This window comes from Pseudomonas baetica, from assembly GCF_051216495.1.
GTDB classification, from domain to species: Bacteria; Pseudomonadota; Gammaproteobacteria; order Pseudomonadales; family Pseudomonadaceae; genus Aquipseudomonas; species Aquipseudomonas baetica_B.
Genome location: NZ_JBPKAM010000057.1, coordinates 1 through 13,653, shown reverse-complemented (window position 1 = coordinate 13,653; position 13,653 = coordinate 1). Strand labels below are relative to the sequence as shown.

At 59.5% G+C, this 13,653-nt stretch carries 14 protein-coding genes; 12 read left to right on the top strand and 2 right to left on the bottom strand.

Annotated elements, in window-relative coordinates; genetic code table 11:
- Positions 1-88 precede the first annotated feature (88 nt).
- From ACSFE6_RS19685 to ACSFE6_RS19675, 3 genes are all read left to right on the top strand, one after another.
- Positions 89-1,147, top strand: a complete 1,059-nt coding sequence (locus tag ACSFE6_RS19685; RefSeq protein ID WP_435429146.1) for a PA0069 family radical SAM protein — start codon at positions 89-91, stop codon at positions 1,145-1,147.
- A 243-nt stretch (positions 1,148-1,390) separates the two neighbouring features.
- The gene (locus tag ACSFE6_RS19680) at positions 1,391-2,122 is read left to right on the top strand and encodes a carbonic anhydrase (protein ID WP_435429145.1); all 732 of its coding nucleotides are present in this window, start codon (positions 1,391-1,393) and stop codon (positions 2,120-2,122) included.
- Positions 2,123-2,212: 90 nt separating this feature from the next.
- Positions 2,213-3,739: a SulP family inorganic anion transporter gene (locus tag ACSFE6_RS19675; protein WP_435429144.1), complete on the top strand. Its 1,527-nt coding sequence runs from the start codon at positions 2,213-2,215 to the stop codon at positions 3,737-3,739.
- Positions 3,740-3,855: 116 nt separating this feature from the next.
- Here the strand turns inward: ACSFE6_RS19675 and ACSFE6_RS19670 are convergent, their stop codons facing one another.
- Positions 3,856-4,497 (bottom strand): hypothetical protein, encoded by a 642-nt coding sequence (locus ACSFE6_RS19670; RefSeq protein ID WP_435429143.1) that lies wholly within the window; start codon positions 4,495-4,497, stop codon positions 3,856-3,858.
- 371 nt (positions 4,498-4,868) lie between these two features.
- Between ACSFE6_RS19670 and coxB the strand changes: the two genes are divergently transcribed.
- The 4 genes from coxB to ACSFE6_RS19650 all read left to right on the top strand — a co-directional run bounded on the left by coxB (position 4,869) and on the right by ACSFE6_RS19650 (position 9,271).
- On the top strand, positions 4,869-5,996 hold the full coding sequence (gene coxB / locus ACSFE6_RS19665) for a cytochrome c oxidase subunit II (protein ID WP_435429142.1): 1,128 nt from the start codon (positions 4,869-4,871) through the stop codon (positions 5,994-5,996).
- A gap of 82 nt (positions 5,997-6,078) precedes the next feature.
- Positions 6,079-7,671, top strand: a complete 1,593-nt coding sequence (gene ctaD / locus ACSFE6_RS19660; protein ID WP_435429141.1) for a cytochrome c oxidase subunit I — start codon at positions 6,079-6,081, stop codon at positions 7,669-7,671.
- A gap of 135 nt (positions 7,672-7,806) precedes the next feature.
- Positions 7,807-8,358, top strand: coding sequence for a cytochrome c oxidase assembly protein (locus tag ACSFE6_RS19655; RefSeq protein ID WP_435429140.1), 552 nt, complete (start codon positions 7,807-7,809; stop codon positions 8,356-8,358).
- Between the two features lie 25 nt (positions 8,359-8,383).
- Positions 8,384-9,271 (top strand): cytochrome c oxidase subunit 3, encoded by an 888-nt coding sequence (locus ACSFE6_RS19650; protein ID WP_435429139.1) that lies wholly within the window; start codon positions 8,384-8,386, stop codon positions 9,269-9,271.
- A 96-nt stretch (positions 9,272-9,367) separates the two neighbouring features.
- Here the strand turns inward: ACSFE6_RS19650 and ACSFE6_RS19645 are convergent, their stop codons facing one another.
- Positions 9,368-9,571, bottom strand: coding sequence for a twin transmembrane helix small protein (locus ACSFE6_RS19645; RefSeq protein WP_008064738.1), 204 nt, complete (start codon positions 9,569-9,571; stop codon positions 9,368-9,370).
- Positions 9,572-9,641: 70 nt separating this feature from the next.
- Between ACSFE6_RS19645 and ACSFE6_RS19640 the strand changes: the two genes are divergently transcribed.
- Genes ACSFE6_RS19640 through ACSFE6_RS19620 form a run of 5 tightly spaced genes read left to right on the top strand, consistent with a single transcriptional unit; the run spans position 9,642 to position 13,559 of the window.
- On the top strand, positions 9,642-10,382 hold the full coding sequence (locus ACSFE6_RS19640) for an SURF1 family protein (RefSeq protein WP_435429138.1): 741 nt from the start codon (positions 9,642-9,644) through the stop codon (positions 10,380-10,382).
- Entirely contained in the window at positions 10,348-10,956 is a 609-nt protein-coding gene (locus tag ACSFE6_RS19635; RefSeq protein WP_435429137.1) for a hypothetical protein, read from the top strand. Before ACSFE6_RS19640 ends, ACSFE6_RS19635 begins: the two co-directional genes overlap by 35 nt.
- 10 nt (positions 10,957-10,966) lie before the next feature.
- Entirely contained in the window at positions 10,967-12,040 is a 1,074-nt protein-coding gene (locus ACSFE6_RS19630) for a COX15/CtaA family protein (RefSeq protein WP_435429136.1), read from the top strand.
- Positions 12,028-12,927 (top strand): heme o synthase, encoded by a 900-nt coding sequence (gene cyoE / locus ACSFE6_RS19625; RefSeq protein ID WP_435429135.1) that lies wholly within the window; start codon positions 12,028-12,030, stop codon positions 12,925-12,927. The genes ACSFE6_RS19630 and cyoE overlap by 13 nt, the downstream gene beginning before the upstream one ends.
- The gene (locus ACSFE6_RS19620) at positions 12,924-13,559 is read left to right on the top strand and encodes an SCO family protein (RefSeq protein ID WP_435429134.1); all 636 of its coding nucleotides are present in this window, start codon (positions 12,924-12,926) and stop codon (positions 13,557-13,559) included. Before cyoE ends, ACSFE6_RS19620 begins: the two co-directional genes overlap by 4 nt.
- The last annotated feature ends 94 nt before the right edge of the window (positions 13,560-13,653 follow it).

Below are 13,653 nucleotides of genomic sequence, written 5' to 3'. Positions count from 1 at the left end.
TCGCGCAAATGCTCTGAGTGCCGAACGGCACTGGCCGGCCTGGCGATTCTCGGATACTGTATGCATATACAGCTAAAGGACCGCACTGATGGCTACTCCACTGCCTCCTCGGGGACGCGGCACCGCGACCAACCCACACAACCGCTTTGCACCGAACCGTTCAGTGGCCGAGGACGACGGCTGGTATCAGGAAGTGCCGATGACCCAGGGCACCGAGGTGCAAATCGAAACGGCGAAGACCATCATCACCCGCAACAACTCGCCGGACCTGCCCTTCGATCGCTCGATCAATCCCTACCGTGGTTGCGAACACGGCTGCATCTATTGTTATGCGCGCCCCAGCCACGCCTATTGGGACATGTCGCCCGGGCTGGATTTCGAAACCAAACTGATCGCCAAGACCAACGCCGTGGACGTGCTGGAAGCGCAGCTTTCCAAACGCGGCTATCAATGCGCACCGATCAATCTCGGCTCCAATACCGATCCTTATCAACCGATTGAGCGCGAATACAAAATCACCCGGCAAACCCTCGAAGTGTTGTTGCGTTACCGCCATCCGGTGACCATCGTCACCAAGGGCTCGCTGATTCTTCGCGATCTGGACCTGCTGACCGAACTCGCCCGTCAACGGCTGGTAGCCGTGATGATCAGCCTGACCAGCCTGGATGACGAACTCAAACGCATCCTCGAACCCCGGGCAGCGGCGCCAAAAGCCCGGTTGCGAGCGATACGGGTCATGCACGATGCGGGAATACCGGTGGGTGTCCTGTGTTCACCGATGATTCCGATGATCAACGACAGCGAGCTCGAAAACCTGCTCACCGAAGCCCATGCGGCCGGGGCGCAAAGTGCTGCTTATATGATGTTGCGCCTGCCACTGGAGGTGGCACCGCTGTTTGAAGAATGGCTGACGGCCCATTATCCGCAACGAGCCGCCCATGTGCTGAGCCTGATTCGCCAGAGCCGTTGCGGTGAGCTGTACGACAGTCGCTTCGGGGCGAGAATGCGCGGTGAAGGTCCTTTTGCCGACCTGCTGGCTCAGCGTTTTGCCAAAACCATCAAGCGCCTGGGACTCAATCGACGGGAAGGCTTTAATCTGGACTGCGAAGCCTTTTGTCCGCCGGGTCGCCAAATGTCACTGATTTAAGGACAATTGGCCTAAGGTTGATTACTGGGAAGTACGTGAATGTTTTGGACTGGTCACGTTTTTTGTGACCTGGAACACACGTTCTAGAGCCCTTGATTCAGTTTGAGTTAAGATTCGGCCGCTACCTTGTTCATCGAGTGACTGATGGGTCGAGCTTCATGACCTGGATGTTTTTTAACCAGCCACTGGCTTCACACCGGTCAACACGGGACAACTCCCTGAGCCCGCCAAAGAGGATGAATCATGAGTGACAAGGATAAACAGCCGTTGGCTGCGTCGGCTTCTACCCAACCCGAGGTGGAAACCGCCGATGCAGCGTTGAAGCGTATCGTTGACGGCTTTTTGCATTTTCATCATGAGGTCTTTCCACAGCAGGAAGAACTCTTCAAGAAACTCGCCACGGCCCAACAGCCACGGGCGATGTTCATTACCTGCGCAGACTCGCGCATTGTCCCCGAGCTGATCACCCAGAGTTCGCCGGGCGATCTGTTCGTGACCCGGAACGTCGGCAACGTCGTACCACCCTACGGTCAAATGAATGGCGGCGTTTCCACCGCCATCGAATATGCCGTTCTGGCGCTCGGCGTACAGCACATCATCATTTGCGGCCACTCCGATTGCGGCGCGATGCGTGCGGTACTCAATCCCGATAGCCTGGAAAAAATGCCCACGGTCAAAGCCTGGCTGCGACATGCGGAAGTCGCGAAAACCATGGTGCACGACAACTGCAACTGCACTAACGAAAACGAGAGCATGCATATCCTCACCGAGGAAAATGTCATCGCCCAATTGCAACACTTGCGTACCCATCCCTCGGTAGCCTCGCGCATGGCGAACGGTCATCTGTTCATCCATGGCTGGGTCTACGACATCGAAACCAGCGAAATCAAAGCTTACGACGCGGATCAGGGCTGTTTCCTGCCGCTCGATGGCAGCCGACCGATTCCGGTGGCGACGCCCAAAGCGCGCTTCTAAATCTTCCTAAAAATCTGTGTGGTTTGACGCCGGCCGCTGTTTCAGCGGTCCGGCCTCGCCACGCCTGAAGAAAACTTCGGGAGAGTCACCATGCGTGCTGCTCAATTGAAAGCTGTACTGCCACGGGAGCTGTTGGCTTCGGTGGTTGTGTTTCTGGTCGCCCTGCCCCTGTGCATGGGCATTGCCATCGCTTCGGGACTGCCCCCTGCCAAAGGCCTGATCACCGGCATCGTCGGTGGATTGATCGTGGGCTGGTTGGCAGGTTCTCCCCTGCAAGTCAGCGGTCCCGCGGCAGGCTTGGCTGTGTTGGTGTTCGAACTGGTTCGCCAGCACGGCATGGCCATGCTCGGACCCATCCTGTTACTGGCAGGTTTTCTGCAATTGCTGGCCGGGCGTTTCAAGCTCGGTTGCTGGTTCCGGGTCACTGCACCCGCGGTGGTGTACGGCATGCTCGCCGGGATTGGCGTGCTGATCGTGCTGTCGCAGGTGCACGTGATGCTCGACGCCGCACCGAAACCCTCCGGCCTGGATAACCTCACGGCGTTCCCCGGCGCGATAGCCCAGGCACTGCCGTCGTTCGGCTGGCAGGCCGGTCTGCTCGGACTTTCGACCATTGCAGTAATGTGGCTCTGGGAAAAATGTCGCCCGCATTCGCTACGATTCATTCCCGGAGCGTTGCTCGGGGTCGGTCTGGCGACAATCGCCAGTCTGGTGCTGGCATTACCCGTCAAGCGGGTTGAAGTCCCAGACAACCTGGCCGAAGCCATCGACTGGCTCAAGCCTGCGGACCTGCTCAACCTCGCTGACCCCACGCTGCTGATCGCCGCGTTCGCCGTGGCGTTCATTGCCAGCGCCGAAACCCTGCTCTCCGCTGCTGCGGTGGATCGCATGCACAGTGGCCAGCGTTCGGACTTCGACCGAGAGCTGTCAGCGCAAGGCGTGGGAAATATGCTCTGCGGATTGCTCGGTGCATTGCCGATGACCGGGGTGATCGTGCGCAGTTCGGCTAACGTCCAGGCCGGCGCCACCACCCGTTATTCGACGATTTTCCACGGCCTATGGCTGCTGGCATTCGTGCTGTTGCTGTCGAGCGTGCTGCAGAGTATTCCGGTGGCGAGCCTGGCCGGTGTGCTGGTTTACACCGGTTTCAAACTGGTAGACCTCAAGACCTTCCGCGGTCTGGGTCGCTACGGCCGGATGCCGATGTTCACCTACGCCGCGACGGCACTGTCGATCATCTTCACTGACTTGCTGACCGGTGTGCTGATCGGTTTCGGCCTGACCCTGGTGAAACTGGCGCTGAAGGCTTCACGCTTGAAGATCAGCCTGATCGACCTGCCTGGGGACGGCGAAATGGAGTTACGCCTGGTGGGCGCGGCGACTTTCCTCAAAGTACCGGCTCTGACCCGGATCCTGAGCAGCATTGCGCCAGGCACCACGGTGCACGTGCCGCTCAATAACCTGAGCTACATCGATCACTCCTGTCTGGAGTTGTTGGAAGATTGGGGACGGGCGAATGCGGCCAAGGGTTCGAAGCTGTTGATCGAATCGCGCGGGTTGAAACGCAGGCTTGAAGGACGTGTACGGACCAACATCGGAATTGGTTCAGCGGCATAAGTAACCTGTAGGAGCGAGCATGCTCGCGATGGATGACAGAACCCCGCGGGGTGTCAGAGAGCCAACGTTATCGTTAGCGACCATCGCGAGCATGCTCGCTCCTACAAGGGATGCGGTCAGGCCTCGAGTTCGAGGCCCACGCCCAGGCGGCGGGACATGCACGGCCAGCGCTTCCACGCCGCACCGGTGTCCGGGCTGCTGAGCTTCTCGCGGTAGGCTTCGACCGACTCCAGCGCAAAGCTGTCGTCGTTGAGCATTTGGTCCACGGCGTGATGCACCACTTCGTCCAGTTGGTTGGCAAATTCCTCACCGATCAATTGGTGAGCAATCAGATTGGCGACCGTCATGTCCAAGGGGATCAGTGGCTGGCCGAAATGCTTGATGTACAGGTCGTTGACCTCTTCGACGAACCGATGCGCCAGGTAGGCTTCATCCAGCAGGCTGTCGAGCCCGACGTGACCGGCCATGATTGCCGGCGGCTGAAGGAAGTACTGTTCGGCGATTTTCAACACCGGTTTGATCTGTGACTCGATACCCGCTTCCCTGGCGACTTCATTGGCTGCTTCCAGCAGATCAGGAACTTCGTCGATGTAGGCGGCGACAAAACGCGTCAGCACGCCATTGGCGTCCGTTTCCGGCAATTGGATCGCCGGGTGTAGATGAGGCAGTTTGCTTTCCAGCTGACGAGTCAGCAGGCGGGTCTCGGCTTCGTGTTGTTGGGCTTTTTGGATCTGCTCGCGCAATGCGGCGGTGTTCATGAAAACTCCAGGAAACAAAGGCAATGAAATAGGGAAGACATAACTTAGCTGGCTTACGAAAAATGCTAAGACGCATTTGTCATAATTATTTCATCCTTGAGACGCCCCCGTTATATCGGTTTGCCACCACTCGTCTGCATCCTTCTCCATTCGTGACCTGTAACGCAAGTTAATGCTGTTTCAGTTGATTTACGCCTTCACATTGCGAGGTGAGAGTCGCTGTCTATACTCGCTCATGAATGGAGTTAGCTGATGACGCCCGACTGCAACTGCAGCAAGGCCCGGCGATTCAAGTTCGTAGTCTGATGCAGCCGCTCCCTTGCCGCAGGTGAAAGCCGGCGGGATAACAAGAACGATAAGGGGAACCCGCAATGATGCGACATCCACATGTCTGGATGGGCCTCCTGTTGTGGTCGATTTTCAGTCAGGCACAAGCGGCCTGGACTGTGAATATGGCGCCTGGAGCGACTGAAATCAGTCACGCTGTATTTGACCTGCACATGACCATCTTCTGGATCTGTGTAGTGATCGGCATCATCGTCTTCGGCGCCATGTTCTGGTCGATGATCCTGCATCGCCGCTCGACCGGGCAGGTCGCCGCAAAATTTCATGAAAGCACCACCGTCGAAATCCTCTGGACCATCGTGCCCTTCATCATTCTGGTGGCCATGGCGGTTCCTGCGACGGCCACACTGATCAAGATGTACGACGCCAGCGAGCCGGATATCGATATCCAGATCACCGGCTACCAGTGGAAGTGGCACTACAAGTACCTGGGCCAGGACGTCGAGTTCTTCAGCAACCTGGCTACCCCCGCCGATCAGATCCACAACAAGGAAGCCAAGAACGAGCATTACCTGCTCGAAGTCGACAAGCCGTTGGTGCTGCCGATCGGCGCCAAGGTGCGCTTCCTCGTGACCTCCGCCGACGTGATTCACTCCTGGTGGGTGCCCGCCTTCGCGGTCAAGCGCGATGCGATCCCGGGATTCGTCAACGAAGCCTGGACCCGCGTCGACAAGCCCGGCATCTACCGTGGCCAGTGCGCCGAACTGTGCGGCAAGGACCACGGCTTCATGCCCATCGTGGTCGAGGTCAAGGACAAACCCGACTACGAAAAATGGCTGGCCGAACGCAAGGCTGAAGTCGCGCAACTCAAAGAGCTGACCAGCAAGGAATGGACCCTCGACGAACTCAAGGAGCGCGGCGACAAGGTCTATCACACCACTTGCGTGGCCTGCCACCAGGCCGAGGGCCAGGGCTTGCCGCCGATGTTCCCGGCGCTCAAGGGCTCGAAAATCGCCACCGGACCGAAAGACGCTCACTTGAGCATTGTCTTCCACGGCAAGCCAGGCACCGCGATGGCGGCGTTCGGCAAGCAGCTCTCGGAAGTCGATATCGCGGCGGTAGTGACCTACGAACGTAACGCCTGGGGCAACAACAAGGGCGACATGGTCACGCCTAAAGAAGTACTGGAGCTGAAACAGGCGGAAAGCAAATGACCCGGTCCATTGCGTACACCAGGAACCGGTCGGGGTACTGCGCCCCGACCCGCCCAGCCCATCCGTTTGCAGGAGACATGAAATGACTGTTGTCATCGATGACCCTGTTCATACCCACACCGAGCATGCCCACGGCCCTGCCAAAGGCCTGATGCGCTGGGTGCTGACCACCAACCACAAGGATATCGGCACGCTGTACCTGTGGTTTGCGTTCTCCATGTTCCTGCTCGGCGGTACGTTCGCGATGGTGATTCGCGCCGAGCTGTTTCAGCCGGGTCTGCAAATCGTCCAGCCGGAATTCTTCAACCAGATGACCACCATGCACGGTCTGGTGATGGTTTTCGGTGCGGTGATGCCAGCCTTCGTCGGCCTCGCCAACTGGATGGTTCCGTTGATGATCGGCGCACCGGACATGGCGTTGCCGCGGATGAACAACTTCAGCTTCTGGTTGCTGCCGGCGGCGTTCCTGCTGTTGGTCTCGACCCTGTTCACCCCCGGTGGCGGGCCGAACTTCGGCTGGACGTTCTATGCGCCGCTGTCGACGACCTACGCGCCGGAAAGCGTGACCTTCTTCATCTTCGCCATCCACTTGATGGGGATCAGCTCGATCATGGGCGCGATCAACGTGATCGCCACCATCCTCAACCTGCGCGCTCCCGGCATGACGCTGATGAAAATGCCGCTGTTCGTCTGGACCTGGCTGATCACCGCATTCCTGCTGATTGCGGTGATGCCGGTCCTGGCCGGCTGCGTGACGATGATGCTGATGGACATCCACTTCGGCACCAGCTTCTTCAGTGCTGCCGGTGGCGGTGATCCGGTGTTGTTCCAGCATGTGTTCTGGTTTTTCGGTCACCCCGAGGTGTACATCATGATCCTGCCGGCCTTCGGTGCCGTCAGCTCGATCATTCCGGCCTTTTCGCGCAAGCCATTGTTCGGCTACACGTCGATGGTCTACGCCACGGCGAGTATCGCGTTCCTGTCCTTCATCGTCTGGGCGCACCACATGTTCGTGGTCGGCATCCCGCTGGTGGGCGAGCTGTTCTTCATGTACGCCACGTTGCTGATCGCGGTGCCCACCGGGGTCAAGGTGTTCAACTGGGCCAGCACCATGTGGCAGGGTTCGCTGACCTTCGAAACACCGATGCTGTTCGCCGTGGCGTTCGTCATCCTGTTCTCCATCGGCGGTTTCTCCGGGCTGATGCTGGCCATTGCTCCGGCGGACTTCCAATACCAGGACACGTACTTCGTCGTTGCGCACTTCCACTACGTGTTGGTACCGGGGGCGATCTTCGGGATCTTCGCCTCGGCCTATTTCTGGCTGCCGAAATGGACCGGCCACATGTACGACGAAACCCTCGGCAAGCTGCATTTCTGGCTGTCGTTCATCGGCATGAACATGGCCTTCTTCCCCATGCATTTCGTGGGGCTGGCAGGCATGCCGCGGCGGATCCCGGACTACAACCTGCAATTCGCCGACTTCAACATGGTGTCGTCCATCGGCGCGTTCATGTTTGGCGCCACGCAGCTCTTCTTCCTGTTCATCGTGATCAAGACCATCCGCGGCGGCCCGCCAGCACCGGCCAAACCATGGGACGGGGCCGAAGGCCTGGAGTGGAGCATTCCGTCACCGGCGCCGTACCACACCTTCACCACGCCGCCGGAAGTGAAATGAAACGCCTCACTGTAGGAGCGAGCATGCTCGCGAAAAACCCGAGAGCGCCGTGGGGTTTCAGGCCCCCCGCGTCATCGTTAACGACCATCGCGAGCATGCTCGCTCCTACAGGGTTATGCGAAGAGGTCGGGAATCATGGCTGACTCGATTTCGATGAAGAAACTGGTCACCCGACTATTACTGGTGGTGGTGGCGATGTTTGTCTTCGGGTTTGCCCTGGTGCCGATCTACGACGTGATGTGCAAGGCGTTCGGCATCAACGGCAAGACTGCCGGGCAGTATGAGGGCGAGCAAACGGTCGATACCTCGCGGCAAGTCCGCGTGCAGTTTCTGACGACCAATTCCGTCGACATGTCCTGGGACTTCTACCCCAAGAGCGATGAACTGACGGCCAACCCGGGAGCGGTGAACGAGATGATCTTCATTGCGCACAACCCGACCGATCGGCCGATGAGCGCCCAGGCCGTGCCGAGCATCGCGCCAAGCGCCGCGGCGGCGTATTTCCACAAGACCGAATGCTTCTGCTTTACCCAGCAAGTGCTGCAGCCCGGTGAACGAATAGAAATGCCGGTACGTTTCATCGTTGACCGCGACATGCCCAAGGATGTGAAGCACCTGACGCTGTCCTACACGCTGTTCGATATCACCGCCCGACATCCACCGGTAGCTGTAAACACTGGCGGTTGAGCGTGCCCGATAAGGAGAACAATAAATGGCAACTCATGAGCACTATTACGTTCCGGCCCAGAGCAAATGGCCGATCATCGCCACGGTCGGGATGTTCGTCACCGTGTTTGGCCTGGGCACCTGGTTCAACGATCTGAAGGCCGCCCGGCCGGAGTCCCACGGCCCGCTGATCTTTTTCGTTGGCGGCCTGCTGCTGGCCTACATGCTGTTCGGCTGGTTCGGCACGGTGATCAAGGAAAGCCGCGGCGGGCTGTACAGCGCACAGATGGATCGCTCGTTCCGCTGGGGCATGAGCTGGTTCATTTTCTCGGAAGTCATGTTCTTCATCGCCTTCTTCGGCGCGCTGTTTTATGTGCGCCACATTTCCGGCCCAGCGCTGGGCGGTGAAGGTACCAAAGGCCTGGCGCATATGTTGTGGCCTGGCTTCGAGTGGACCTGGCCGCTGCTGAATAACCCGGATTCCAAACTCTTCGTACCGCCGAAGGAGGTCATCAGCCCCTGGGGCTTGCCGCTGCTCAATACCGTGTTGCTGGTGAGCTCCAGCGTCACCATCACCATCGCCCACCACGCCTTGAAAAAGGGCCATCGCGGTGCGCTGAAACTCTGGTTGGCGATCACCGTGTTGCTGGGCTGCGCGTTCCTCGGCTTTCAGGCCGAAGAATATATCCACGCTTACCACGAACTGGGCCTGACCCTGGGCTCCGGCATCTACGGCGCCACGTTCTTCATGCTCACCGGGTTCCACGGCGCCCACGTGACCATCGGCACCATCATTTTGTTCGTGATGCTGATGCGCATCTTGCGTGGGCACTTCGACAACGAGCATCAGTTCGGCTTCGAAGCCGCGAGCTGGTATTGGCACTTCGTGGACGTGGTGTGGATCGGATTGTTCATTTTCGTCTACGTACTGTAGGAGCGAGCATGCTCGCGATGGTCGTTAACGATAACGCGGATTATCTGAATTAACGCGTTGTCATGAAGTTTTTCGCGAGCTTGCTCGCTCCTACAGTTACCAAGGCGCGTGCGAGACAAGCTGGCCGCTGAAAAAACCCCAGGCAATCAAGCCGACGGTGATCGCGGCCAGGGCAACACGAACACTCAAGGCAATGACGAGGCGGTTCGAGCTGCTGTCGTCCTTGACCAGAAAAAACAGGCCGCTGAACAGGCTGACAACCGTGGCAATCAGCATCAGGACGATAGCTGCTTTGAGCATGGTGGAACTCCGGGGGACAAGCGATGCACTTGAGTATAGCTATCGCACTGACCGACTTTCTGGCGACGCCATGAAGCGATTCCGGCCGGGCATTGTGCCGACGCTGGTGGTAGCGCTTCTTCTGCCGCTGCTGGTGTCGCTCGGGTTCTGGCAATTGAGCCGGGGGGCGGAAAAAAGCGCGCTGCTGCAAACCTACGCCGAACGACGGGCAGCGGAACCGATGGCCAGTACCGCGCTGCAACATACAACGGATCCAGCCTTTCGCCGGTTGCGCCTGCACGGCCAGTTCGATGCGGCCCACAGTTTGTTACTGGACAATCGCCAGCGCGGCGGCAAGGTCGGGGTCGAGTTGCTGCAACCGTTTCAGGATCAGGCGACCGGGCTGTGGCTGTTGGTCAATCGCGGCTGGCTGCCCTGGCCAGACCGGCGTACACCGCCGCAATTCACGACGCCCACCGACACCTTGACACTCGATACCTGGGTCTACGTTTCCCCCGGTGCGGCGTTCCAGCTCCACGCCGACCCGAGCACCAGTACCTGGCCAAAATTGCTGACGGCCGTTGACCCGAAAGCCCTTTGGAAAACCCTGGACCGCGAAGGTTTCGCTTACGAATTACGCGCAGAAACCGGGCCCGCAACCTACCAGGCCGATTGGCCAGTCGTTGCCATGGGCCCGGAAAAACACATCGCTTATGCCGTGCAGTGGTTCGCCCTGTCGCTCGCCCTGCTCGGCCTTTATCTCTACCTCGGATGGCACAACGCAAAGGAGAAACACCATGGGAGCGGCCATGAATCCACCCAGCATGTCTGAGACAAAAACGCCGCCGAGCCGACGCAAAGGACGCTTGCAACTGCTGTTGATCGTACTCGGGGTCGTCGGTCCGATGATCCTCGCCACCGGCATGTACAAATTGCAGTTCTGGGTGCCGGAGGGCCGCAGTTATCACGGTGAGCTGATCGGCAACGGCCAGACCCGTGCCGACCTTGGCGTACAGGCTCAGGAGGAACGCTGGCAGCTGCTGGTGACAGCACCCAAGGATTGCTCGGTCGACTGTCAGCAGCTGGTGTATTTGGCACGGCAAATTCAAATCGGCCTGGGCCGCGATGCGGGGCGTGCCAGTCACGCACTGGCTGCCGCGCAACCGCTGAGCAGTGATTACGATGCCAAGCTTGCGCGCGAGTATCCTCAATTACAGCGCTATCCACTGGACCTGAGCATTTTCAATAAGGCCTCCTTCAGCAAGGCCACCGGCGACAAGGCGGTGCCGCAACTGTGGATCATCGACCCCCACGGCAATCTGGTACTGCGCTACGACCCATCGGTCAAAGGCAAGGACCTGCTCAACGACCTGCGTCACCTGCTGAAACTGTCGAATATCGGATAAGGGCATCGTCATGGCCAAACCTGGATTTCGCCTCGCGTTGTTTGCCACCTTGCTGGCGCTGATTGTGGTGTTGCTCGGCGCCTACACCCGCCTGACCCACGCCGGCCTCGGCTGCCCGGACTGGCCCGGCTGCTACGGCTTTATCAGCGTGCCGAAAAGCGAAGCCCAACTGGCCCATGCCGAATTGCATTTCCCGGACGCTCCTGTGGAAGCCCACAAAGGCTGGAACGAGATGGTCCATCGCTACTTCGCCGGCACCCTCGGCTTGCTGATTTCGGTGCTGGCCGGCCGGGCCTGGGTCCATCGCCGGCATCCAGGGCAACCGGTAAAGCTGCCGTTGTTCCTGTTGGCGGTGGTGTTCGCCCAGGCGGCCTTCGGCATGTGGACCGTCACGCTCAAGCTCTGGCCGCAGGTGGTGACTGGACATTTGCTCGGCGGGTTCGCCACCTTGAGCCTGTTGTTCTTGCTGACCTTGCGCCTCTCCGGCGTGCTACCGGCACTGACAGTGCCACGTCGCTTGCAGCGCTGGGCGACCGCAGGCCTGTTGGTTGTGATCGTGCAGATCGCCCTCGGCGGATGGGTCAGTTCCAACTATGCCGCCGTGGCGTGCATCGACTTCCCGACTTGCCACGGCCAATGGCTGCCAGCCACTGATTTCGCCAACGGCTTTCACCTGACCCAGCACATCGGCCCGAACTACCTGGGCGGGCAATTGGACAGCGATGCCCGCACAGCCATTCACCTGACTCACCGCATCGGCGCACTGCTGGTAACGCTGGTGCTGCTCGGCCTCGCCTGGCAACTGAAAGTCGTCGGCATGACGCGTCTCGCCGGGTTGGTACTACTCGCCCTCGCTGCGCAAATCACCCTGGGTATCAGCAACGTGCTGTTTCATCTGCCGCTGCCGATTGCCGTGGCGCACAACGCCGGCGGCGCGGCGCTGCTGCTGACGATGGTGCTGGTCAACTATCACGCGCGAACCAGTCTGGTTCGGGTCAAGCAGCCAACTCGCTGGCGTTTCAGCCCGCGTAAACATTCAGCCGGGCCCATAACAATAAAAGGAGAGATGCCATGGCGATTCTGATTGGCGAGCGTGCGGGGCCGGGGATCTGGCGTGACTACCTGGAACTGACCAAACCCAAAGTGGTGGTGCTGATGCTCATCACCTCACTGGTCGGGATGTTCCTCGCGACCCGCGCCGGCGTGCCATGGACCGTGCTGGTTTTCGGCAACCTGGGCATTGCGCTGTGCGCAGGCGGTGCCGCAGCGGTGAACCATGTGGTGGATCGGCGCATCGATGCAGTAATGGCCCGCACTCACAAACGGCCATTGGCCGAGGGACGCGTCTCACCGACGGCAGCACTGACATTCGCCCTGGTGCTGGCAGTGCTTGGGCAGGCGTTGCTGCTGGCGTTCACCAATCCACTGACCGCTTGGCTGACCCTGGCTTCGCTGCTGGGTTACGCGGTGGTCTACACCGGTTTTCTGAAACGCGCGACACCACAGAACATCGTCATCGGCGGCCTCGCCGGCGCAGCCCCGCCCCTGCTCGGTTGGACGGCCGCCACCGGACACGTCAGCGCAGAACCGCTGCTGCTGGTGCTGATCATCTTCGCCTGGACCCCGCCCCACTTCTGGGCGCTGGCCATCCACCGCAAAGAGGAATACGCCAAGGCCGACATCCCGATGCTGCCGGTGACCCACGGCGAGCATTACACCAAGGTGCACATCCTGCTTTATACCGGCGCGCTGCTGGCCGTCAGCCTGATGCCCTACGTGATCCACATGAGCGGCCTGCTCTATCTGGTTTGCGCCATTGGCCTCGGCGCGAGGTTTCTGCAATGGGCCGTGGTGCTGTACCGTGGCACTCGGCCGCACGCGGCGATCAACACCTTCAAGTACTCTATTTATTACTTGTTCCTGTTGTTCATCGCCCTGCTCGTAGACCACTACCTATTGTTGAACCTATGACTCGAACCCAGAAAACCGTCTTCATCCTTGTCGCCCTGATCGCGCTGGTCCTGGGCCTGACCATCAACAAAGTGCTCTCCGGCAAAGGCCAGGGCGACCCGACGGCACTGATCGACGCCGGCATCATCCTATTGCCGCAAAGCCGCAATCTGCCGGATGTGAAGATGACCGATCAGGACGGCAAGCCGGTGGCGGTCAACGAACTCAAAGGCAAATGGAGCCTGCTGTTCTTCGGCTACACCTTCTGCCCGGACATCTGCCCGACCACCCTTGCCCAACTGCGCCAGATCAAAAGCGAACTGCCGCCGGAGGCTGTGGATAAATTGCAGATCGTGCTGGTCAGCGTCGACCCGAACCGCGATACGCCCAAGCAACTCAAGCAATACCTGGGCTACTTCGATCCGCAGTTCATTGGCCTGACGCCGACCTCGACCGAAGAGCTGCAGAAAGTCGCCAACGCGGTGAGCATTCCGTTCATTCCCGCAGACACCAGCAAACCGAACTACACCGTCGACCACAGCGGCAACCTCGCGGTGATCGGCCCGGACGGCACGCAGCGCGGGTTTATTCGGGCGCCGCTGAACAATGTGAAGCTGGTGGCGCAATTGCCGGTGATGCTAAAGCGTAACTAAGTATGCAAAACCCTGTGGGGGGGGGGAGGGGGGGGGGGGGGGGAGGAAAGTTAAACGCAAAACCTGGGGGGGGAAAACATTTTCGGGCAAGAGT

Excerpts from the sequence above, each read along its gene's own strand:
- ACSFE6_RS19685 (WP_435429146.1), top strand. The coding sequence starts at position 89 with ATGGCTACTCCACTGCCTCCTCGGGGACGCGGCACCGCGACCAACCCA.
- ACSFE6_RS19680 (WP_435429145.1), top strand. The coding sequence starts at position 1,391 with ATGAGTGACAAGGATAAACAGCCGTTGGCTGCGTCGGCTTCTACCCAA.
- ACSFE6_RS19675 (WP_435429144.1), top strand. The coding sequence starts at position 2,213 with ATGCGTGCTGCTCAATTGAAAGCTGTACTGCCACGGGAGCTGTTGGCT.
- ACSFE6_RS19670 (WP_435429143.1), bottom strand. The coding sequence starts at position 4,497 with ATGAACACCGCCGCATTGCGCGAGCAGATCCAAAAAGCCCAACAACAC.
- coxB (WP_435429142.1), top strand. The coding sequence starts at position 4,869 with ATGATGCGACATCCACATGTCTGGATGGGCCTCCTGTTGTGGTCGATT.
- ctaD (WP_435429141.1), top strand. The coding sequence starts at position 6,079 with ATGACTGTTGTCATCGATGACCCTGTTCATACCCACACCGAGCATGCC.
- ACSFE6_RS19655 (WP_435429140.1), top strand. The coding sequence starts at position 7,807 with ATGGCTGACTCGATTTCGATGAAGAAACTGGTCACCCGACTATTACTG.
- ACSFE6_RS19650 (WP_435429139.1), top strand. The coding sequence starts at position 8,384 with ATGGCAACTCATGAGCACTATTACGTTCCGGCCCAGAGCAAATGGCCG.
- ACSFE6_RS19645 (WP_008064738.1), bottom strand. The coding sequence starts at position 9,571 with ATGCTCAAAGCAGCTATCGTCCTGATGCTGATTGCCACGGTTGTCAGC.
- ACSFE6_RS19640 (WP_435429138.1), top strand. The coding sequence starts at position 9,642 with ATGAAGCGATTCCGGCCGGGCATTGTGCCGACGCTGGTGGTAGCGCTT.
- ACSFE6_RS19635 (WP_435429137.1), top strand. The coding sequence starts at position 10,348 with ATGGGAGCGGCCATGAATCCACCCAGCATGTCTGAGACAAAAACGCCG.
- ACSFE6_RS19630 (WP_435429136.1), top strand. The coding sequence starts at position 10,967 with ATGGCCAAACCTGGATTTCGCCTCGCGTTGTTTGCCACCTTGCTGGCG.
- cyoE (WP_435429135.1), top strand. The coding sequence starts at position 12,028 with ATGGCGATTCTGATTGGCGAGCGTGCGGGGCCGGGGATCTGGCGTGAC.
- ACSFE6_RS19620 (WP_435429134.1), top strand. The coding sequence starts at position 12,924 with ATGACTCGAACCCAGAAAACCGTCTTCATCCTTGTCGCCCTGATCGCG.